Origin of the sequence: Aureimonas altamirensis, from assembly GCF_001463885.1 — a bacterium.
GTDB lineage: Bacteria > Pseudomonadota > Alphaproteobacteria > Rhizobiales > Rhizobiaceae > Aureimonas > Aureimonas altamirensis.
Map to the genome: position 1 here is coordinate 194,918 of NZ_BBWQ01000005.1, position 20,455 is coordinate 215,372.

A 20,455-nucleotide genomic window follows, 5' to 3' on the forward strand; every position below is an offset into this window, starting at 1 on the left:
GAAGTAGGGCCTACCGCCGACACCATCCTTCCGACGTCGCCGGAAGTGCAAATTGATCTTTCTGTCGGGGCTTGCCCATAGTCCGCAAGATATTTTCTCGAAAGTATATTCGGAGCCGATTGCGATGGCCGTATTTCAGTGTGTCCTTGTCGGGGACGAATCCCTTCTTGTCGAATGTGCCCGCCGCCTGACGGGGCGTGGCCATGCCATCGCAGCCATCGTGACCGCCTCGGGCCCCGTGCGCCAATGGGCCGAGGGCAGCGGCATCAAGGTTCTGGAGTGGGGAAGCGACCTCAGCGAGACGCTGGCTTCGCATGATTTCGACTATCTGTTCAGCATCGCCAATCTTCGCATGATCCCGCAGAGCGTGTGGCAGCGTGCCCGCCGTGGCGCCATCAACTTCCACGATGGTCCGCTGCCCCGATACGCCGGTCTGAACACGCCGAGCTGGGCGCTGCTGGCCGGTGAGGAACGCCACGGCATCACCTGGCATTCGATCACCGACGGCATCGACGAAGGCGGCATCTATGCGCGGGCCGATTTCGAGATCGCGCCCGACGATTCGGCGCTGACGCTGAACACGAAATGCTTCGAAGCCGGCCTGGCGGCCTTTGCCGACATGCTGCCGGGCCTCGAGGACGGCTCGCTGCGGCCCGTGCCGCAGGACTTTACCGACCGCCAGCTCTTCATGCGCCAGAAGCGGCCGCAACGCCTGGGCGCCATCGCCTTCGAGGACGGGGCCGAGGCCGCCTCCTGCATGGTCCGGGCGCTCAGCTTCGGCGACGGTTACCGCAACCCGCTTGCGACACCCAAGATCGTGTCCGACACGGCCATCTTCACCGTAACCGCGCTCGACATCGTCGATGGCGCATCGCGGGGCGTGCCGGGAACCGTCATGGGCTTCGAGGGCACTGCGGCCGTGATCGCGACGGCCGACCGGCCCATCCGTGTCGAAGCGCGCTGCCCGAAGGGACTGCCGATCGCCTCGGTGCTTTCGGTGGGACAGATCCTGCCGCGCATGGGCGAAGGACAGGCCGAGCGCCTGCTGGCGACCGGCGAGGAAGCCGCAGCCCACGAAGGCTTCTTCCGCAACCGCTTCGCAACGCTGATCGACCTCGACATTCCCGGCGACAGCCGCGCATCCGGCCCGGCGGACATGCGGACGCTTGCTCTGGCACCGAGCGTTACCCCGGCCGCGGTTGTCGCGTTTCTTTACCGCCTGACGGGAGAAACGAATTTCGACATCGCCCATGTCTCGGAAACCGAGCTTGCGGCCGCGCGCAGTTTCCCGGGCTTCTTCCGCGAAGCTTTGCCGCTGCGCGTACAACTTTCGGGGGATGAAACTCCGGCGGCGTTTTCCGAGCGTTTCGAGCAGCGCGCTGTCGCGCTGGTTAAGCGCGGCATCTGTGCCGCCGACCTTCCGGCCCGCACCCCCGGTGCAACCGATGCAGAGCTTTCAGTCGCTCTGTCCTATGGCATGGAGCCGGTTGCCGGCGCCGCGCTGACCTTCGCCTTCGCCAACGGTCGATCTGCCCTGATCCATGATCGCAACCGCATTGGCGACGAGGCGGCCGATACGCTTGCAGGCCGCGTTGCGGTGCTGGCCGGCTCGTTCAACGCGGTCCAGCGCATGCAGGACCTGCCGTTGATGACGTCGGAAGAGCGCAACCGCATCCTGTACGGGCTGAACGAATCGGAACGCCAGTACGACCGCACCGCCACCATGCACGGGATGATCGAGGCGCAGGTGGACCGCACACCCCATGCGCCCGCCGTCGCCGCCGGGGCAAGCGAGCTGACCTACCGCGCGCTGGACGAGCGGGCCAACCGTATCGCCCATGCGCTGCGCGCGGCCGGGGCCGGCCCAGACGTGCTGATCGGGCTGCATGTGGAGCGGGGCGTGGACCTGGTTGCCGGGGCGCTGGCCATCCACAAGGCCGGTTCCGCCTATGTGCCGCTGGACCCGCATTTCCCGGCCGAGCGCCTTGCGATGATGGTCGAGGACAGCGCGGCCCCCGTCGTGCTGACGGAGCGTGCGCTGCAGGACTCGCCGGCCTTGGCGGGTGTCCGTACGCTGGTCATCGAGGATTTGCTGGCGGGCGACTGGCCGGCCGAGCGGCCGGCTTCCGGCGTCGCCCCGCACAACCTTGCCTATGTCATCTTCACATCCGGCTCCACCGGCCGTCCCAAAGGCGTGATGGTGGAGCATCGCAACGTCGTCAATTTCCATGTCGGCATGGACGACAGGATCCAGGGCATGGACGCCGCCGGCCAGAAGGTCTGGCTGGCCGTCACCAGCCTGTCCTTCGACATTTCCGTGCTGGAGCTGTTCTGGACACTGGCGCGCGGCTTCAAGGTGGTCGTCTATCGCGGCGAAGGCGAGGGCGCATCCGCCCCGGCCCTGGCAGGCACGTCGAAGGTGCTGGATTTCGGCCTGTTCTACTGGGGCAACGACGATGGCGTCGGGCCGGCCAAGTATCGGCTGCTGCTCGAGGGGGCCCGGTTTGCCGACGAGCACGGTTTCCAGTCGATCTGGACGCCGGAGCGCCATTTCCATGCCTTCGGCGGACCGTACCCGAACCCGGCCGTCACCGGTGCGGCCGTGGCCTCGATCACCCGCAACCTGGCCATCCGCGCCGGCAGTTGCGTTCTGCCGCTGCACCATCCGCTGCGTGTGGCGGAAGAATGGGCCGTCCTCGACAATCTCAGCGACGGGCGCGTCGGCCTGGCCTTCGCGTCCGGCTGGATGCCCGAGGATTTCGCGCTGCGCCCCGAAAACGCGCCGCCGCACAACAAGAGCGCCATGCTGCGCGATGTGGATACGGTGCGCCGGCTGTGGCGCGGCGAAGCGGTGGAGTTCGACTTCGGGGCCGGCAAGGCCTCCTATGTCACGCAGCCGCGCCCGGTGCAGAAGGAACTGCCGGTCTGGATCACCACCGCCGGCAACCCCGATACCTACCGCGAAGCGGCGCGCGCCGGGGCAAACGTGCTCACCCATCTTCTCGGCCAGTCCATCGAGGAGCTTGCCGGCAAGATCCGCATCTATCGCGATACGCTGCGCGAATGCGGCCGCAACCCGGACGACTACAAGGTCACGCTGATGCTGCATACGCTGATCGGCGACAACCGGGAAAGCGTGCGTGACATGGCCCGTGGGCCGATGAAGGCCTACCTGAAAAGCGCGGCTGCCCTGATCAAGCAGTACGCCTGGGCCTTCCCGGCGTTCAAGCGGCCGGCGGGCGCCGCACAGGCGATGGATATCGACCTGCGCTCGCTGACCGAGGAAGAGACGGACGCGATCCTGGAATTCGCCTTCCAGCGCTATTTCGAGGATTCCGGCCTGTTCGGCACTATCGAGGACGGCGCCAGGCGGCTGGACGAGATATCCGCCATCGGCGTCGACGACGTCGCCTGCCTCATCGATTTCGGCGTGGCAAGCGACGCCGTGCTGGAAGGCCTCAGGCCTCTGGCCGCGCTGGTTGCCCGCAACCGGGCCGGGGGCACCGGGACCGCCGTGCCGGCCGGCGCGGAGGGCGAGGGTTTCGCCAGCCTCATCCGCCGCCACGGCGTAACGCATATGCAGTGCACGCCGTCGATGGCGCGCATGTTCCTCGATTCCGCCGACAACCGGAATGCCCTTGCCTCGGTGTGCCACCTCTTCATCGGTGGCGAGGCGTTGCACGGCTCGCTCGTCAGGGAGCTCAGCTCCATCTCGGGCGCCACCGTGGAAAACATGTACGGGCCGACGGAAACCACCATCTGGTCGTCCACCCTTACGGCCCGGGCACAGGACGGTGTCGTACCGCTGGGCCGACCTATCGCCAATACGCAGCTTTACGTGCTGGACGGCGCGGGCGAGCCCGTGCCGACCGGCACCCCGGGCGAGCTCTATATCGGCGGAGACGGGGTCACGCGCGGCTATCTCGGCCGTGCCGACCTGACAGCGGAGCGCTTCGTGCCGAACCCGTTTGCCGGTGGGCGCATGTACCGGACGGGCGATCTCGCCTGCCTGACGGCCGATGGCGTTCTCAACTTCCTCGGACGGGCCGACCATCAGGTCAAGGTGCGCGGCTATCGCATCGAGCTTGGCGAAATCGAGACGCGGCTGAATGCGCTTCCGGGCGTTGCCGAAGCGGTGGTGATCGCGCGGGAGGACCGCAAGGACGACATAAGGCTGGTTGCCTATCTGCGCTTCGACGGTGCGGCCGTGCCGGATGCGACGTTGCGGAGCGAGCTTGCGCGCGATCTGCCGGACTACATGCTGCCGGCCCACTATGTGGCCATGACGGCATTCCCCCTGACGCCGAACGCCAAGGTGGACCGCAAGCTGCTGCCAAAGCCGGAAGCGGCAGCGTCGGCAGAGCCGGCCTCGACCTACGAGGCACCGGACAACGCCGTCCAGCGCGCCGTGGTGGAAGTTTTCCAGCGTATATTGGGTGTCGAGCGCGTGGGGCTGAACGACAGTTTCTTCGCCCTTGGCGGCCACTCGCTGCTGGCGGTGCAGGCGCATCGCGAGTTGAAGGCCGGTGTTGCCCCGGCGCTGACCATCACCGATCTGTTCCGCTTCCCCACGGCCGGGGGCCTTGCCGCCCATATCAGCGGCGACAGCAAGGCGGACGAGCGCTTGAACCGGGTGGCCGATCGTGCTGCCATGCGCCGCAACGCCATGAACGAACGGCGCGCCGGCTTCGGGCGCGTGCGGGAGACGGGATGACATTTCTGCCGGGCCTGTTCGGCCCTGCCATCGCCACCGCGGAAGCCCTTCCACCCTATTCGGAGGAAGGGCTTCTGCCGTTGGAGGAGGCGTTCGTCGCCCGCGCCGTGGGCCGGCGCCGGGCCGAGTTCGCCACGGGGCGGGTTTTGGTGCGGCGGGCGCTGGCCACACTGGGCGAGGCGCCGGTGGCAATTGCGGCCGGCGCGGACAGATCCCCACGCTGGCCCGACGGCATCGTCGGCAGCATCAGCCATTCGTCGGCGCTGTGCGGGGTGGCGCTCGGCCGCAAGGCGGACGGGGTCCGTCTTGTCGGACTGGACATCGAGCTGGCCGAGCCCCTGCCGCAGGACCTTTGGGAAACCGTTCTGACACCGGCGGAGCATGAGACACTGTCCGCCATGCCTGCGGCCGAAGCCGGGCTTGCCGCCCGCGTGATCTTCAGCGCCAAGGAGTGCGTCTACAAGGCGCAGTATCCGGTAAGCGGGGTGTTGTTCGGCTTCGAGATGTTCGAGGTGGCGCTGGATATGCCGGGGGAATCGTTTCGGGCGGCCTGGCAGGGCGATGTCGGCCCGTTCAATGCGGGGCTGACATGGCATGGCCGCCTGCGCGTGGCGGGCGGCCATGTCGTCACCGGCTTTGCGGATATGACCGGCTGATTCAGCGGCCGGCCTTCGCGCGCCAATCCGCAAAGAGCGCCAGATTGGCTTCGTCCGTGGCCGGATAAAGCCCGATGATGGTATGGCCCTGCCTGACGCGCTCCGTCACGAAATCCTCATAGGCAGTCATCTCCACCGCTTCGTCGGCGATCTCGTCGGCGATCTCGGCAGGAATGATAATGACGCTGTCATCGTCTCCGACGACGATGTCGCCGGGAAACACCGGAACGTCGCCGCAGCCGATGGGAACGTCGATGTCGATGGCCTCATGCAAGGTCAGGTTGGTGGGCGAGGATGGCCGGTTGTGATAGGCCGGGATATCGAGATCGCCGATGGACGCGGCATCCCGAAAGCCGCCATCCGTCACCACGCCCGCGCCGCCGCGCATCATCAGGCGCGTGATGAGGATGTCGCCGGCGCTTGCCGCGCGCGGGTCCTTGCGGCTGTCCATCACCAGGACGCACCCTTCAGGGCATGTCTCGATGGCAAGGCGTTGCGGGTGTTTCGGATTGCGAAAGACGTTCATGGGGTTGCGGTCCTCGCGCGCCGGCATGTAGCGCAGCGTGAATGCCGGCCCCACCATGTTGCGCCCCTTCGGCTTGAGAGGGCGGACATCCTGGATCGTCTGGTTGCGCAGTCCGCGCTTGTACAACGCGGAGCAAAGCGTCGCCACCGAAACGCCCATCAGCTTCTCCCGGGTGGCCGGGTTCATCGTCGTCATGCTCGTGTCCCTCAATTGATGGCAGGTTCGGGCGTCGGGCCGCCGTAATCGGCCCGCAGGAAATCGAAGTCGCAGCCCTTGTCGGCCTGCTCGATATGCTTGGAAAACATCAGTCCGTATCCGCGGCCGTATCGCGGCTCCGGCGGCGTCCATGCCGCCCGGCGTCGGGCCAGCTCCTCGTCCGGCACGCGCATGTCCAGCCGGCGTGCGGGGATGTCCAGTTCCACCATATCTCCGGTCTCCAGCAGCGCCAGCGGCCCGCCGACATAGGCTTCCGGCGCGATATGAAGCGCACAGGCACCGAAGGATGTGCCCGACATGCGGGCGTCCGAAAGGCGCACCATGTCGCGCAGGCCAAGCTTCAAGAGGGCCTTCGGCATGGGGATCATGCCCCATTCCGGCATGCCGGGTCCGCCTTGCGGGCCGGCATTGCGCAAAACCAGCACCGTGTCCGGGGTCATCGGATAATCCGGGTCGTCGATGATGGCCTTCAGTTCCGCGTAGGAATTGGCCACCAGCGCCGGGCCGGAATGCCGATGGAATTTCGGGTCGCAGGCCGCCGGTTTGATGACTGCCCCGTCCGGGCAGAGATTTCCCTTCAGGACGGCGAGGGAGCCCTCCGCATAGACCGGTTTCGACAGCGGGCGGATGACGTCCTCATTATAGATTTTGACGGTCTCGAGCCCCTCGACCAGAGGGCGCCCCGTTACCGTGATCGCCGAGGGGTCCAGCTTGACGCCAAGCTGTTTCATCAGCGCGCGCAGGCCCCCGGCGTAGTAGAAATCCTCCATCAGGTAGGTCGTGCCGGATGGCCTGATATTGGCGATCACCGGTGTCGTCCGGCCGATGCGGTCGAGGTCGTCAAGCTCCAGCGGTATGCCGGCGCGCCGCGCCATCGCGATCAGATGGATGATCGCGTTGGTAGAGCAACCGGTGGCCATCGCAACGGTGACCGCGTTGCGCACCGCCGCCTCGGTGATGATCTTGTCGGGCGTCAAATCTTCCCAGACCATGTCGACGATACGTCGGCCGCACTGCGTGGACATGCGTTGATGGCCGGCATCGGCGGCCGGGATGGACGATGCGCCAGGCAGGGTCAGGCCCATCGCGTCGGCAATGGCCGTCATGGTGGAGGCCGTACCCATGGTCATGCAATGACCGTAGGATCGGGCAATCCCGCCCTCGATACCTGTCCACTCTTCCTTGCTGATCGTGCCGGCCCGACGCTCGTCCCAATATTTGAAGCCGTCGGTGCCGGAGCCGAGATACTTGCCGGCATAATTGCCGCGCAGCATCGGCCCGGCCGGGAGGTAGATGAAGGGTATCCCCATCGATACCGCGCCCATCACAAGGCCCGGCGTGGTCTTGTCGCAGCCGCCCATCAGCACGGCGCCGTCGACGGGGTGCGAGCGCAGCAGCTCTTCCGTCTCCATGGCCAGCATGTTCCGGTAGAGCATGGTGGTGGGCTTGACGAAATTCTCCGACAGCGACAGCGCCGGCAGCTCCATCGGAAATCCTCCGGCCTGGAGGATGCCGCGCTTCACCCACTCGACACGGTCCTTGAAATGCATGTGGCAGGGCTGGGCGTCCGACCAGGTATTGAGGATCGCGATGATTGGCCGGCCTTCCCAGTCGACCGGGTCGTAGCCCATCTGCATCGTGCGCGACCGGTGCCCGAAGGAGCGCTGATCGTCGGGCACCATCCATCTGGCGGACCGCAACTCCGCATAGGTCTTCCTGCGGCCTGTCATGTCGTTTGCGGGTGCGTCGCTCATTCCTTCATGCCCCATTTCAGGATCGTATGGCGTTCGATGGTCTGGAAGACGACGTTCTCGACGATCAGGCCGATGACGATAACGGTGAGAAGTCCGGCGAAGACGGCCGGGATATCCAGCAGGTTGCGGTTCTCGAAAATGAACCAGCCAAGCCCGCCTTGCCCGGACGAGACGCCGAAGACGAGTTCCGCCGCGATCAATGTCCGCCATGCGAAGGCCCAGCCGATCTTGAGACCGGTCATGATCGAGGGGAACGCGGCGGGCACCAGAATTCGCGTGACGTAGGCAAAGCCCGTCAGGCCATAATTGGCGCCGACCATGCGCAACGTCCGCGATACGCCCAGAAAGCCCGCATGGGTGTTCAGCGCTACGGCCCACAGCACCGAATGGACCAGAACGAACACCAGGCTCGATGCACCGAGGCCGAACCAGATCAACGCCAGCGGAAGCAGCGAGATCGCCGGCAGCGGGTTGAACATCGCCGTCATCGTTTCAAGGAAGTCCGTGCCGATGCGGGTGTTGATGGCCAGCACCGTCAGCAACGCGGCAAGCAGCGTGCCGGCGACGTAGCCCATCAGCAATATCTGCAACGTCGTCCAGATGCGGGCAGGGAGCGTGCCGTCGGCCATGCGGTCGTAAAGCGCGGTCAGCGTGTCCGACAGGGTCGGGAACAGCAGCGGGTTGTCGAGGTAGCTTGCGTAGGTCTGCCAGATCAGCGCCAGAACGAGGATCAGCAGCGTCTTGCGGACGGCGCCGATGCCCCAGACCAGCTCGACGGGGCTGAGCTTCTGCTCTACCGCCGCGACATTGGCGCCCGGTGCGCCCGGCGCGCCGGATTGCGCAAGTAAGATTTGCGGCTTGCCCATGGCGCTCACTCCGTGTGGCCGGGTTCGGAAAAGAGAAGGTCGTGGATCTCGCGCTCGAGCTGGCCGGCGCTTCCGTCCTCCACATTGGCGCCGTCGACATCGACGACCTCGGCCTTTACGCGGCCGGGGTGAGGAGACAGAAGCAGGATGCGGTTGGAGATCTTGATCGCCTCGGCGATCGAATGGGTCACGAAGATGACGGTAAACTGCGTGTCGTCCCACAGTTGCAGCAACTCGTCCTGCATCTGCCGCCTTGTCAGCGCGTCGAGCGCCGCGAAGGGCTCGTCCATCAACAGGATATCGGGCTGCATCGCCATGCCGCGGGCGATTGCCACCCGCTGCTTCATGCCGCCGGACAAGGTGTGGGGATAGCTGTCGATGGCACGCGTCAGCTTGACCTTGTCGATATAGGCGCGGGCGCGTTCCTCGGCCTCCCGGGCCGGCAGTTTGCGGGCTACCGTCAGCGGAAACATGACGTTCTCCAGCACCGTCTTCCACGGCATGAGCTGGTCGAACTCCTGGAAGACCATCATCCGGTCGGGCCCGGGCCGCGTCACTTCGCGGCCATTGATGTGGATCGAGCCGCTGACCGGCTTCATGTAGCCGCCGACTGCCTTGAGCAGGGTGGATTTACCGCAGCCCGATGGGCCCAGCAGAACGAAGCGGTCCGATTTGCGGACGTCGAAGGAAACGTTTTCCGTCGCCGTCACCAGCAGGTTCGGCGTCTTGTAGCGCAGCGTCACATCGCGGACGTCGAGCAGGGGCGCGTCCGTTTGCGCCCGAACCCTGTCCGGCTTGGCAGGTGCCACGGACTGGAGCATGGCCGGTCTCCTTGAGGATGATGGATGGTGAAGACGCCGCCGCGCTCGCCATTGCGAAGCGGCGACGGCGGGGTCGGCTCAGTTTCCGTTGAGGTCTGCCGATTCCGGCAGGTAGTAGTCCGTCCAGGCTGCCGGCATCGTCTTCAGGGTGCCGATCTTGTAGAGGTGCGAGGCGAACTGCATGGTTCCCTGCGGGTCGGTGCGGAACTCGTCCAGCATGTGCGGCTGGTTCATCATCGCCATCAGATCGTCGAGCGAGGTCTGGTCGCCCGACACCGCCTTGTAGGCTTCCAGCGCGGAGCGCGGGTCGGCCTTGATCGCCTCGATCGCCTCTTCGGTGGCTTCGCGTACGGCCTTGACGATAACCGGATTGGCCTCGGCAAAGGCCGTCGTGGTGAAAAAGGTCGCCTGGGTAAGAGAGCCGCCGATGATCTCGCGGGAATCGGTAACCGCGTGCACGCCCTCCTGTTTCAGCTCGGTGTACTGGAAGGGCGGTGCGGAGAAGTGGTTCTTCACCTCGTGTGTCGGGTTGGCGATGGCCGCCACCGCATCCGGATGGCCGAGCTGGACCGTGTTCGGATCGAACCGGCGAACCTCGTCGTCACCATATTGTTTGGCCGCCGCCATCTGGAGAAGGATGGCCTGCGTGGAAACGCCGACCGTCGGCACCGCGATCTTGTCGGTCGGACCGATATCGTCCAGCGATTGGATGCGCGGATCGTTCGACACCATGATCACCGGCTGCGCCGAGCTCGTGACGATGCCCTTCACCCGGCCTCGGGTGCGGTCCCACAGCAGGAGCAGATTGCCGGTCCCGGTATTGACGATGTCCACATTGCCGGCCAGCAGCGCATCCGTCTGCGCGCCGCCGCCTGAAAAGGTGCGCCAGGCCACGGTGACGCCGTCCAGGCCATCTTCGGCGGCGTGCTTTTCGATCAGCTTGCGCGTCTCCATCACATGGCTGGCCAGATAGAGGATACCCGGCTGCCGCGTGATCGAGATCGTCGTCTTTTCCTGGGCCGCCAATGATCCCGTCACGCCGAACGTCAGGGCGACGGCGGCAAGGCCGCGTAGCAAGTTCATGTCGATGATCCTCCCGGTTTCGGTGACTGAACACCGTTCCGCCCTCCCAGGCGCCGGTCATAGATACACTAAAACATCAGTGCATCAACCTCGAATTTGTGTTACCGGTCGGCGTCACTTGGAGGAAGGCATCCATGCGCCCATCGACCATCGTGCTCGACCGCTCACGGCAGGTCGCCGTTCAGGTCTACGAGATTCTGCGCGAGCGGATCCTAGCGGTGGAGCTGGCGCCGGGGGCGTTGCTGGTTCGGGGTGACATTCAGGAAGAGTTCGGCGTCAGCCAGACGCCCGTGCGCGATGCGCTTCTGCGCCTGCAGGAAGAGGGGCTTGTCGATATCTTTCCGCAGCACGCGACGCTCGTTTCGCGGATCGACATCGGCCATGCCCGGCAGGCGCAGTTTCTGCGGCTGTCGCTGGAGCTCGAGGCGGTCCGCCGGCTGTCGGCCGATTCGCCGGCTGAAACGGCTGCCGAACTGGCAGAGGTTCTGGAGCAGCAGGACAGGGTGGCCGACCCGTCGACCCACGACCGGTTCGATGCGCTGGACCGCGATTTCCACCGTGTGCTGTACGCGCGCAGCGGCAATCTCGGCCTGTGGCGCATGATGCGTACGCGCTCGACGCACCTCGACAGGTTGCGGCGGCTGAACCTGCCGATGCCTGGCAAGATGCAGGCTGTCCTGGAAGATCACCGCGCGATCGTGCGGGCGGTGGAGGCCGCAAACCGCTCGGGCGAGGCCGAGCAGGCGATGCGGCGTCACCTTTCGGGAACGCTCGCGATGGTGGATGCGATCAGCGACCGGTATCCCGAATTCGTCCTGAGGGACGATGAGGGCGCTGTCGTCCGACGCGCCGAACCCGGCAGGGTCGCTGCCGGGCTCTGATCGGTTGTACCGAGCCTTAGTAGGCCGATTTGGACGAGATCATTTCCACGACCGTCCGGAAGATGATGCGGATATCCAGCATGAACGACCAATTGTGGATGTACCACAAATCATGCGTCAGCCGCTCTTCCATGTGCGTCAGCGTCGGCGTTTCGCCCCGGCAGCCATTGATCTGCGCCCAGCCCGTCAGGCCCGGCTTGGCGTGGCGGCGGAACGTGTATTTCTTCAGGAGCTGGTCGTATTCCTTGTCGTGCGCCACGGCATGCGGCCGGGGCCCGACAATCGACATCTGCCCGCACAGGACGTTCCAGAACTGCGGCAGCTCGTCGATGCTCTTGGCCCGGATGAAGGCGCCGACACGCGTGATGCGGTCGTCGTTGCGCCGCGCCTGGGTGACCGTCTCGCCATCTTCCATGACGCGCATGGAGCGGAACTTGGCGATGCGGAACGCCTCGTTGTTGTAGCCGCGCCGGGACTGACGGAAGAAGACCGGGCCGCGACTGTCGATCTTGATCGCAATCGCCACCACCACGAACAGCGGCGCCAGGAAAGCCAGCGCGGCCGAGGCGAAGACGATGTCGAAGGCGCGCTTCATGGCCCGCTCGGCAAGCGTCAGCGGCCGGCGCTGGATCTCGAAGGCGATATTGTCGCCGATATGGCGCACCGGCTGCGCGATCAGGCCCGCGGCAAAGTCGTTGACGACAAGCTTGATCGGCAGGGGCAGGGCACGCAGCTCGGTCAGGAGCTGATCCATCATCGGCAGGTTGCCGGCGGGCGTGGCCACCATGACCTCGTCGACCGAGAAGCCGATGCCCGCGCTGAACGCACCCGAAAGCGCCGTGAAATCGTCGTTCGGGCAGCGCAGCACATGGTGGATCGACAGGCCGTAGCGGGCCACGTCGGCGGCCATCTTGTCGTAGTCGAAGGATTCGCCGCAGATCAGGAGCACGCGCTTCATCTGGAACAGGCCGTGCGCCATGGCCGTATGCAGATGGCGCCGCCAGACGATGCGGCTGACGGTCAGCACCGTCATCGCCAGCAGCATGAAGGCCAGCATGGACGCGCGCGAGAAGATCTCGCCGATCTTCAGGAAGAAGGCGACGCTGGCCAGGAAGGCCATGATGCCCACCCCGGCCAGGAGGATGGCCCGAAACTGCGTGCCGAACGACAGAAGCGCGGTCGGCTTGTAGAGGCCGCAGGCGCTCATGGTCAGCACGAAGGCGGCGGCCAGCGTGATGCCGACGCCGATCCACGGGGAGGGGTCGATGAGAACGCCGAAAGCCAGCCAGTGATAGGCGATCCCGGCGGTGATGCTGCTGCCGACGATCAACACGACATCCAGCACGGCGGCGACCGTGGCTATGGTGTCGTAGTTCAGCGTCCGGCCTTGCCGCCGCCTTGCGGCGAGCTTGAGGTGGGTGGTTTCGATCAGCGCCATGTCGGGCTCGCGGTGTGGGGCCGTCCGTCCGGCTGCGGTTCGCGCCTGGACGGGGCTGTCAACGGGTAATGGGTTCGATGGTCTGCGGTGGCGCGCCCTTTCGGGCGCGGCCTTGCGGTCCGGCCTCAGGGCCGGGCCTCGGTCGTGCTCTCGGCACGGTTGCGGTCTGTGCGAACCCAGCCCGCCGAATGGCGGCGCAGGATGAGCTTGTTGACGTAAAGCGGGATCTTGCCGAGCGCGTAGGTGGCGATGTGGCCGAAGGCCCGTGCCGGAAGGATAGACCGTCCGTACTTTGCCCACCCGATCAGCGAGGCCCCGACCACGAAGGCCAGGTTGAAGGCGGCCAGAAGGAAGGCGCCCACGGAGCCGGTGATCATCGCGAACAGCGCCGTAACGCCGAACATCATGATCAGGAGCAGCAGCAGAAGCGTCAGCGGCGGCACCATCATGTCGAGCGACAGGACGAGCGCCCCCGGCTGGCGCAGGATGCCCGGCTTGAAGAAGCCGGCGATCGCATTGCCCAGCATGGACAGATGGCCGTTTTCCCAGCGCGAGCGCTGCGAACGTATCCCCTGCTCGGTGCAGGGGAACTCGCTGGTCACATAGGCGTCTTCGCACAGGAACGGCGCATAGCCCTCCACTGCCAGATCGAGGCCCAGCTTCAGGTCTTCGGTCAGGTGCCCGTTCGCAAGGTCGACGGTTTCGATGGCCTTCCAAGGGAAAGCCATGCCGGTGCCCATCAACTGGTTGGGCAGCCCCAGGCGACGCAGGCCCAGCGGCCGTGCGAGGCACTTGATGACGTAGGCGAAAGCCGCAACCTGGGTTTCGATGGGCGCCCCCTTCGGGGCGGTCATCAGGTATACGGCCTGGGCCGGCTTGTCGGTCTCCGCGACCTGGCGGGCGAGCATGTCGATCGCGCCGTCGGACAGGCGGCAATCCGCATCCAGGATGATCAGGCACTCGGCGGGGTTCTTGGCGACATAGGCGACGCCGGCATCGAGCGCATAGCCCTTGCCGCGCTTCTGCGTATCGTATCGCTCCACCACCTCGACACCGGCCGCCCGTGCAATGGCGGCCGTCCTGTCTTCGCAGTTGTCGGCTACCACGACGACGCGGTCACCCTCTGCAAGTTGGGGAAGAAGCGCGGCGATGGTGCCGCCGATGTTGTCTTCCTCGTTATGTGCCGGCACAACGATCGCGACGCTGGGGCGCGGCACGGCGATGGCCCGGTTGGGCTTGCGCTTGGCGAGGATACCGGAGGCGATTTCCGTCCCGTATACGACGGTGGGAACGGCAAGTGCGCCGTTCAACGCCAGAAAAAACATGTTCAGCAATTGCGCCACGAGAGAGCCCCCGGGTCTGCCTGTTCAAGGCTTTGAAAACGAGGCAAGAATCCCAAGATGGAGGCTTTGCAACAAGCTGTCCTTCGGCATTAGGGGAGGGCCAATGCGTGCCCGTCCGTACCTATCCTTTCAGGTCGCGGATGAACCTAAAGTTGCATAGAGGGCGTATCGGAAGATGCCGGCGGTGGTAATAGGAGGCTTGCTTGCACCGCTTTTGCTGGGTTTGGCGGTGTCATGGCACCCCCCAAGGCAAGCGCCGCCGTTACGAATCGAGCATGGCGGCCAGCCACCGTGCCCCAAAGGCGTAGGGCATCACTTATATTCGATGAGTTGCCGTCTGCGACCGCGAAACCGGTTCCACTCGTAACTGGCGATACCCTGAAGTTCGGGAAATTTTCCTAGGACGAGAAAGGTCGCATGCGCCCAGTTATCGGCATTGCCTGCGCCCTGCCGCATGGCCATGCGGGCAACCTGCACAGGATAGATGCCGAGCAACAGCAGGCCGGCGGGATGCACGGTTGCCGCTGCCAATGCTGCCGCGGGTATGGCGCCGCCCCAGATGCAGGCGCGCGAGACGCTGCGCTTCCATATTCCGTGCGGCGAGCCTGCGTGCATGCGCGCCACTTCCGCAAAGGCGTGTCCGCCGCGCACGTTACGGCGCCACCATTGAGAGAAGCGCGTCATGGCGGCGTCGTGCCGCGTCATCTCCGACGCGATCCGGAAAATGCGCCATCCGGCCGTGCGCAGCCTGACGCAGAGCTCGGGCTCTTCACCCGCTATCAGGGCCGGGTTGAATCCGCCCACCGCGTCGAATGCCCTGGACCGCACCAGGAAATCGCCGCCGCATTCCTGCTGCTCGCCGGCGGGGACATTCCACTCCCGGTCGGTCATCGCATTATAGACGGACGCTTCCGGGCGGCGCTCGCGCCGGCGGCCGGCAACGATGGCGACGTCGTCGTGGGTGTCCAGGAACGCGCGGGCGTCGTCGAGCCAGCCTTCGGCAAGCTCGCAATCGCCATCCACGAACTGGACATAGCCGAGCCCCGGCGCCACGGCGGCCAGCTGGGCGCAACCGGCATTGCGGGCGCGCGCGGCGGTGAAGGGCTGTGTCATATCCAGCCGCTCGACGATCGCCCCCATCCCTTCGGCCATTTCCGGACTGCCGTCCGTCGAGCCGGAGTCTACATAGACGGTGCTGCGTATGTGGGGGCCAAGCGAGCGCAGGCAGGCAGCAAGGCGCGGGCCTTCATTGCGTCCGATGACGACGATGCCGATATCGCGGCCGCTCATATTCGTCTCCTGAAACCGATCCGGACAATCCGGATTGTGAGTCGACGCACGGCAAAGTTGCAACTACGCGGCGGGGAATTTGCTCACGGCGCAAGGATGCCCTGTCGCCATGCCCGCCAGAAGTCCGTCAGTGGAGGTGCATCGGGCCTTCGGATGCGCCGGACGGAGGGGCGTCTAATGCTAATTGCGTACGGGTAAACGGGCCGTACTTCAATTAGTTTCGCAGCAGTTAAGCAGTGCGGGAGGCCACGTGTCCACCGGCCTGCATCAAGCTCATTCAAGACCGATCATCGGGAATTCATTTCGCCCGGAGCCGCCCCATGCGATTCATGTCTTTCATTATGTCTCTTTGCCTTCTGGTTGTGGCAACCGGTGCAAAGGCCGAACCTTACAAACTCCAGCCCGGCGATACGCTCGAAGTCTGGGTAGCCCAGGACGAGCGGATGAACCGCGAGGCGATCATCAGCCCCGACGGCACGCTGTCGCTGCCGCTCGTCGGGCAGATCGCAGCCCAGGACCTGACGGTCGACCAGCTCGAGCAGGAATTGTCGCAGAAGCTTGCCGGCTTCTTCAAGGGCGAGTTGAACCTTTCGGTGATGCTGCAGCCCGGTGCCCAGCACATGCCGATGATCTACGTTGTCGGCGATGTCGACGCGCCGGGGTCGTTCCCCTACCGGCCCACGATGACGGTGCTTCACGCCGTGACGGTGGCTGGCGGCCTGTATCGCACGCCGATGGAAGCGCGCGATCAGGACCGTGCGCTGGTCGTCGAGAACCAGCTTGCCGAGACGCGGCGGCAGATTGCGGACACCACATTGCGCATTGCGCGGCTGAACGCCGAACTGGCAGGACGCCAGGAGATCGAGCTTCCCGCCGGCGCCTTGCCCGAGATGTCCGAGATCGAGCGGCAGAACCTTCTGGAACGCGAGCGGCAGGTGCTGAAAGCCAATATCGACGAGGTGAACGCCCAGCGTAATGCCCAGACGCAGCTAAGCACCCTCGGCGACTCCGGCATCGAAGCGCTCCGCCGTCGCATGGAAAGCGTCAACCGCCGCATCGACCTGGCCAATCAGCGCCTGGCATCCACCTCGGCGCTGGTCGCCAAGGGCTTGTCGCATGCCTCCGCCAAGCTGGAGCTGGAAGCGGAAGTTGCCGAGCTGAGCGAGCAGGGCGACGAGCTGCAGAACGATTTGAGCGCCCTCGAAGGCGCCAACCTGACCGAGAAGACGCGGGTTGATACCTACCTCAACGAGCGTCAGGCCCGCCTGCTTTCCGAATTGCATGACAATGAGCGCCAGCTTCAGTCGGCCAAGGCCACGCTGATCCAGGACGAGCGGGTCATGTCGATCTACACCAACAGTGAGATCTCGGAGCGTCGCGGCATCGAGGCACATTACTCGATCATGCGCTCGCAGGACGGCGACGTCAGCGAGGTGCCGGCCACCGAAACGACCCTGCTTCGGCCGGGAGACCTGGTGCGCGTGGCCTATCAGCGCAACGGCCAGCGGTCTGCGTCCATCGACGGAACCCAGGCGGGCGGCAGTAACTGACGCCCTGCCGGCGAACCCCTCATCCTTACGGCGGCCTCCCACCGATGGAGCGTGGCATGGAAAACGATATCCTCAACAACATCAGATACTATGTGGAACTGGCCCTGCGCCGTCCCCTGGCAGCAATCCTGCCCGCCATCGCAGTGGTGCTCATCGGCCTCGTGGTCGTGCTGCAATTGCCGCGCACCTATACGTCGGAGGCCATCATCGAGGTTCGCTCCAACCAGGGGCCGAACCCGCTGATCGCCTCGACCGTCGGCACCGAGCGCCTGCAGTTCATCGAGCAGCGCGTCCTGGCGCGAGACCAGCTCCTGGCCTTCGTCAATCGCCTGAACCTGTATCCCGATATCCGCAGCACCATGTCGGACTCGCGCCTGGCAGAGATGGTGCGGCGCGACATATCGATCATCCCGCTGGCGACCGAGGAATCGCAGCAATTCGTGGGGCGCTCGATCTTCCGTCTGCGGTTCTCCTACGGTGACAGGGAGCTGTCGGCCCAGGGCGCCACGGAGCTTGTGGACATGATCATCCGCGAGAACCGCAAAAGCCGCACGAACACCGCTGCCGACACATCGCAGTTCCTGGAGCGCGAAGTTGCCGCTCTGTCGAACGGCCTTGCCGAGCGCGACACGGCCTGGCGCAACTTCCTGGAGCAGAACGGCGACGCGCTGCCCAGCCGGGTCACGGCCCTCGTTGCGGAGTTGAACACCCGCGAGCAGGACCTGGCAGAGGTGAACCGCCAGATCGGCACCCTCGACGACGAGATCAGCCTTCTTGAAGCGCAGTACCGCTGGAATGCGCCTCTGGCCGACACGGCCTCCGCCGCCCGCCAGCGCCAACTGGACGAGCTGAAGGGCGAGCTGGCCGCAAAGTCCTCCGCCATGTCCGACGCCCATCCGGAAATCCGCAGCCTGCGCTCGCGCATCGAATCCCTCGAGGGGCAGATCGCCAGCGCCGCCGCCGCGACCGCCGGCACCGACCCTGCGACCCTGTCGCCGGAACTCGGCCTGATTTCCGAGCGTATCGAACTGTCGAAGCCGCGCCGCGCGGGGCTGGTGCAGCAGCAGGGCGAACTGACCTCGCGCATCGATTGGCTGAAGGCCACGATCGCCCGTGCGCCGGAAGTGGAATCGCAGATGGCGGCGCTCGAGCGTGACCGCACGGCCGCCCAGCGCAGCCTGGAAGACATGCGCTCCAAGCTTGACACCGCCCGCGTCGGCCTGCGCCTCGAGGAAGACCAGAACGTCGATCAGATCCAGGTGGTGGAAGCGCCCGAGGTGCCCCGCTACCCGAGTGCGCCCAGCCGCACCAAGATGATGCTTCTGGTGCTTGCCGCGGCCGGCGCAGCCGGCGCCGCCTGCCTGTACCTGTCCGACAAGATGGACAAGTCCATCCGCGGTGCCTTCGACCTGCGCCGCTCTCTGGAAGGGCAGTCGCTGGTGGTCATTCCCGACATGCATCCGCGGGGCGGCGGGCTGATGCGCCGTATCGGCCTGGTTTCCTCTCTTATGATCTTCGTTGTCGCCGCGGGGCTGGCCACCGGCCAGCCCGCTTCCCCGCAGCCCCGTGAACCCATCGCGCCCAGCGTCGTTGCCTGAGGACAATTTCCATGGATCGTGTGACTGAAGCACTTCAGCGGGCGCGCTCGCTTCCGGCGATGACCCCGGCTCCGCTGCCGCAGGCAAGCGGCCAGCGCGATGCGCGGGCCCACCGTGCCCAGCGTGTCAGCTCTCTTTTCCAGCTTGACGGCGGCATCGCCCAGCTCGATGGCGCCAAGGAGGTGCAGCCCCATGCGCCCGCGCCGCACCGGCTGCTTGCAGCCAATGTCATCGCCTTCGACAAGTCGGAACCGCGGACACGTGCCTACGATGTCCTGCGCAACCATCTTCTGACGCTGATCGCGGCCGACATACCGCAGGTCGTGGCCGTAACTGCGCCGACTCCCGGATGCGGCGTCACCGTCACCTGCGCCAATCTGGCCTTTTCCATTGCGCGGGCGCGCAAGCAGACCGTCGTGGTGATCGACCTGAAGCCGAAGGCGAAGGCCGGCGGCCTTGCCGAGGTGCTGAGCCTGCCGCGCGTGAAGCCGGCCGCCGACAGCACCATCGTGGACCGCGTCCGCCGCGTGCGGGCCGGGGGCGCCGTCGTCAACATGCTGACGCCTCCGGACGATGCCGATATCCCGGCCTTCGTGGACATGGTCAAGCGGGACCTGCGGCCGGACGTCCTGCTTCTGGATACACCGCCGCTCCTGGTCGGCGACGACGCGGCGCAGATCTTGCCGGTCGCGGACCTCGTGCTTCTGGTGGTCGCGGTGGGGCAGTCCTCTGTCTCCGAGCTGGAGACGTGCAAGTCGTTTTTGCCGGCGAGCGCCAAGCTCCAGGTTTTGATGAACAAGGCGCGGCCGCACGGCATGTAAGCCGGCGGCCCGAAATGCAACGGCTACCGCCAAAGGAGCCATTTCATGTATGAGTCCTATTTCGGATTGCGCGAAAAGCCATTTTCCATTCTTCCGGATCCGCGTTTTCTGTATTTCAGCCGTAACCACCAGATGGCATTTTCGATGCTGGAATACGGCATCATCAACCAGGCCGGCTTTACCGTCGTCACCGGGGCCATCGGCTCCGGCAAGACGACGCTTATCCGCCAGCTTCTGGGCTGTCTCGGGCCGGATGTGCGTACGGGCCTTATCAGCCACACGCCGCGCAACAACAGCCCGATGCTGCAGTGGATCCTGATGGCCTTCAACCAGCCCTTCGAGGAGGGCTCCTACGCGGGCCTCTACAAGCGCTACTCGGAGTTCGTTACATCCGAATACGAGCGGCACGGCCGCGTCGTGCTGATCGTCGACGAGGCGCAGAACCTCGATGCGGAACGGCTGGAAGAGCTGCGTATGCTCTCCAACGTCAACACCGACGAGATGATGATGCAGCTTATCCTGGTGGGACAGCCCGAATTGCGGGCCACCCTTCAGGGGCCGGGCATGGAGCAGTTCGCCCAGCGTGTTTCATCCGACTTCAACCTGCCGGCCTTGCAGGCGACGGAAGCGATGTTCTACTTCGATCATCGCCTGCGCGTGGCGGGCTGCGAGCGGGAGCTCTTCTCCAACGAGGCGAAGCGCATGATCCACGAGGACTCCAAGGGCGTGCCGCGCCTGATGAACGTCCTTGCCGACCGCTGCCTCGTCTATGCCTATGCGGAAGAGGCCTCCATGGTAACGCCTCGCATCGTCAACCAGGTCATCGCCGACCGCGCCCAGCACGGCGTCTTCGGCTCGCGGATCGAGGCGATGCCGGTGGCCGGTACGATCTAGCTAC

General features: G+C 65.4%; 15 protein-coding genes. 7 read left to right on the forward strand and 8 right to left on the reverse strand.

From position 1 onward, the window contains the following. The first annotated feature begins 124 nt into the window (after positions 1 to 124). Both AUL31_RS03745 and AUL31_RS03750 read left to right on the forward strand, forming a co-directional pair. The gene (locus AUL31_RS03745; protein ID WP_060601511.1) at positions 125 to 4,714 is read left to right on the forward strand and encodes a MupA/Atu3671 family FMN-dependent luciferase-like monooxygenase; all 4,590 of its coding nucleotides are present in this window, start codon (positions 125 to 127) and stop codon (positions 4,712 to 4,714) included. Beyond that, complete coding sequence (locus AUL31_RS03750; protein WP_060601514.1) at positions 4,711 to 5,370, forward strand: 4'-phosphopantetheinyl transferase family protein; 660 nt, start codon at positions 4,711 to 4,713, stop codon at positions 5,368 to 5,370. The genes AUL31_RS03745 and AUL31_RS03750 overlap by 4 nt, the downstream gene beginning before the upstream one ends. Position 5,371: 1 nt before the next feature. Here the strand turns inward: AUL31_RS03750 and AUL31_RS03755 are convergent, their stop codons facing one another. The 5 genes from AUL31_RS03755 to AUL31_RS03775 form a co-directional block, all read right to left on the reverse strand. Then, positions 5,372 to 6,082, reverse strand: coding sequence for a ribonuclease activity regulator RraA (locus AUL31_RS03755; protein ID WP_060601833.1), 711 nt, complete (start codon positions 6,080 to 6,082; stop codon positions 5,372 to 5,374). A gap of 20 nt (positions 6,083 to 6,102) precedes the next feature. Next, a complete protein-coding gene (gene araD, locus AUL31_RS03760) occupies positions 6,103 to 7,842 on the reverse strand; it encodes an L-arabinonate dehydratase (RefSeq protein ID WP_060601837.1) in 1,740 nt (579 codons plus the stop codon). 20 nt (positions 7,843 to 7,862) lie between these two features. Next, positions 7,863 to 8,732, reverse strand: coding sequence for an ABC transporter permease (locus AUL31_RS03765; RefSeq protein WP_039193303.1), 870 nt, complete (start codon positions 8,730 to 8,732; stop codon positions 7,863 to 7,865). Between the two features lie 5 nt (positions 8,733 to 8,737). Beyond that, the gene (locus tag AUL31_RS03770; RefSeq protein ID WP_060601517.1) at positions 8,738 to 9,553 is read right to left on the reverse strand and encodes an ABC transporter ATP-binding protein; all 816 of its coding nucleotides are present in this window, start codon (positions 9,551 to 9,553) and stop codon (positions 8,738 to 8,740) included. 78 nt (positions 9,554 to 9,631) lie between these two features. Beyond that, entirely contained in the window at positions 9,632 to 10,636 is a 1,005-nt protein-coding gene (locus AUL31_RS03775; RefSeq protein WP_060601521.1) for an ABC transporter substrate-binding protein, read from the reverse strand. A 134-nt stretch (positions 10,637 to 10,770) separates the two neighbouring features. Between AUL31_RS03775 and AUL31_RS03780 the strand changes: the two genes are divergently transcribed. After that, the gene (locus AUL31_RS03780) at positions 10,771 to 11,517 is read left to right on the forward strand and encodes a GntR family transcriptional regulator (RefSeq protein WP_060601524.1); all 747 of its coding nucleotides are present in this window, start codon (positions 10,771 to 10,773) and stop codon (positions 11,515 to 11,517) included. A gap of 16 nt (positions 11,518 to 11,533) precedes the next feature. Here AUL31_RS03780 and AUL31_RS03785 read toward each other — a convergent pair whose 3' ends face one another. The 3 genes from AUL31_RS03785 to AUL31_RS03795 form a co-directional block, all read right to left on the reverse strand. Next, positions 11,534 to 12,955, reverse strand: a complete 1,422-nt coding sequence (locus AUL31_RS03785) for an undecaprenyl-phosphate glucose phosphotransferase (protein WP_060601527.1) — start codon at positions 12,953 to 12,955, stop codon at positions 11,534 to 11,536. Positions 12,956 to 13,080: 125 nt separating this feature from the next. Then, positions 13,081 to 14,298, reverse strand: coding sequence for a glycosyltransferase family 2 protein (locus tag AUL31_RS03790; RefSeq protein WP_143190117.1), 1,218 nt, complete (start codon positions 14,296 to 14,298; stop codon positions 13,081 to 13,083). 312 nt (positions 14,299 to 14,610) lie between these two features. Next, on the reverse strand, positions 14,611 to 15,588 hold the full coding sequence (locus AUL31_RS03795; RefSeq protein ID WP_060601534.1) for a glycosyltransferase family 2 protein: 978 nt from the start codon (positions 15,586 to 15,588) through the stop codon (positions 14,611 to 14,613). 320 nt (positions 15,589 to 15,908) lie between these two features. Between AUL31_RS03795 and AUL31_RS03800 the strand changes: the two genes are divergently transcribed. Genes AUL31_RS03800 through AUL31_RS03815 form a run of 4 tightly spaced genes read left to right on the forward strand, consistent with a single transcriptional unit; the run spans position 15,909 to position 20,451 of the window. Next, positions 15,909 to 17,138 (forward strand): polysaccharide biosynthesis/export family protein, encoded by a 1,230-nt coding sequence (locus AUL31_RS03800; RefSeq protein ID WP_060601536.1) that lies wholly within the window; start codon positions 15,909 to 15,911, stop codon positions 17,136 to 17,138. Positions 17,139 to 17,194: 56 nt separating this feature from the next. Next, positions 17,195 to 18,736: a GumC family protein gene (locus tag AUL31_RS03805; RefSeq protein ID WP_143190118.1), complete on the forward strand. Its 1,542-nt coding sequence runs from the start codon at positions 17,195 to 17,197 to the stop codon at positions 18,734 to 18,736. A gap of 11 nt (positions 18,737 to 18,747) precedes the next feature. Beyond that, positions 18,748 to 19,557 (forward strand): P-loop NTPase family protein, encoded by an 810-nt coding sequence (locus AUL31_RS03810; RefSeq protein WP_143190119.1) that lies wholly within the window; start codon positions 18,748 to 18,750, stop codon positions 19,555 to 19,557. A 45-nt stretch (positions 19,558 to 19,602) separates the two neighbouring features. Then, a complete protein-coding gene (locus AUL31_RS03815; protein ID WP_060601544.1) occupies positions 19,603 to 20,451 on the forward strand; it encodes an ExeA family protein in 849 nt (282 codons plus the stop codon). Positions 20,452 to 20,455: the final 4 nt, after the last annotated feature.

Bases quoted from the DNA above. Each gene is read 5' to 3' on its own strand.
- AUL31_RS03745 (WP_060601511.1), top strand. From the start codon at position 125: ATGGCCGTATTTCAGTGTGTCCTTGTCGGGGACGAATCCCTTCTTGTC.
- AUL31_RS03750 (WP_060601514.1), top strand. From the start codon at position 4,711: ATGACATTTCTGCCGGGCCTGTTCGGCCCTGCCATCGCCACCGCGGAA.
- AUL31_RS03755 (WP_060601833.1), bottom strand. From the start codon at position 6,082: ATGAACCCGGCCACCCGGGAGAAGCTGATGGGCGTTTCGGTGGCGACG.
- araD (WP_060601837.1), bottom strand. From the start codon at position 7,842: ATGACAGGCCGCAGGAAGACCTATGCGGAGTTGCGGTCCGCCAGATGG.
- AUL31_RS03765 (WP_039193303.1), bottom strand. From the start codon at position 8,732: ATGGGCAAGCCGCAAATCTTACTTGCGCAATCCGGCGCGCCGGGCGCA.
- AUL31_RS03770 (WP_060601517.1), bottom strand. From the start codon at position 9,553: ATGCTCCAGTCCGTGGCACCTGCCAAGCCGGACAGGGTTCGGGCGCAA.
- AUL31_RS03775 (WP_060601521.1), bottom strand. From the start codon at position 10,636: ATGAACTTGCTACGCGGCCTTGCCGCCGTCGCCCTGACGTTCGGCGTG.
- AUL31_RS03780 (WP_060601524.1), top strand. From the start codon at position 10,771: ATGCGCCCATCGACCATCGTGCTCGACCGCTCACGGCAGGTCGCCGTT.
- AUL31_RS03785 (WP_060601527.1), bottom strand. From the start codon at position 12,955: ATGGCGCTGATCGAAACCACCCACCTCAAGCTCGCCGCAAGGCGGCGG.
- AUL31_RS03795 (WP_060601534.1), bottom strand. From the start codon at position 15,588: ATGAGCGGCCGCGATATCGGCATCGTCGTCATCGGACGCAATGAAGGC.
- AUL31_RS03800 (WP_060601536.1), top strand. From the start codon at position 15,909: ATGCGATTCATGTCTTTCATTATGTCTCTTTGCCTTCTGGTTGTGGCA.
- AUL31_RS03805 (WP_143190118.1), top strand. From the start codon at position 17,195: ATGGAAAACGATATCCTCAACAACATCAGATACTATGTGGAACTGGCC.
- AUL31_RS03810 (WP_143190119.1), top strand. From the start codon at position 18,748: ATGGATCGTGTGACTGAAGCACTTCAGCGGGCGCGCTCGCTTCCGGCG.
- AUL31_RS03815 (WP_060601544.1), top strand. From the start codon at position 19,603: ATGTATGAGTCCTATTTCGGATTGCGCGAAAAGCCATTTTCCATTCTT.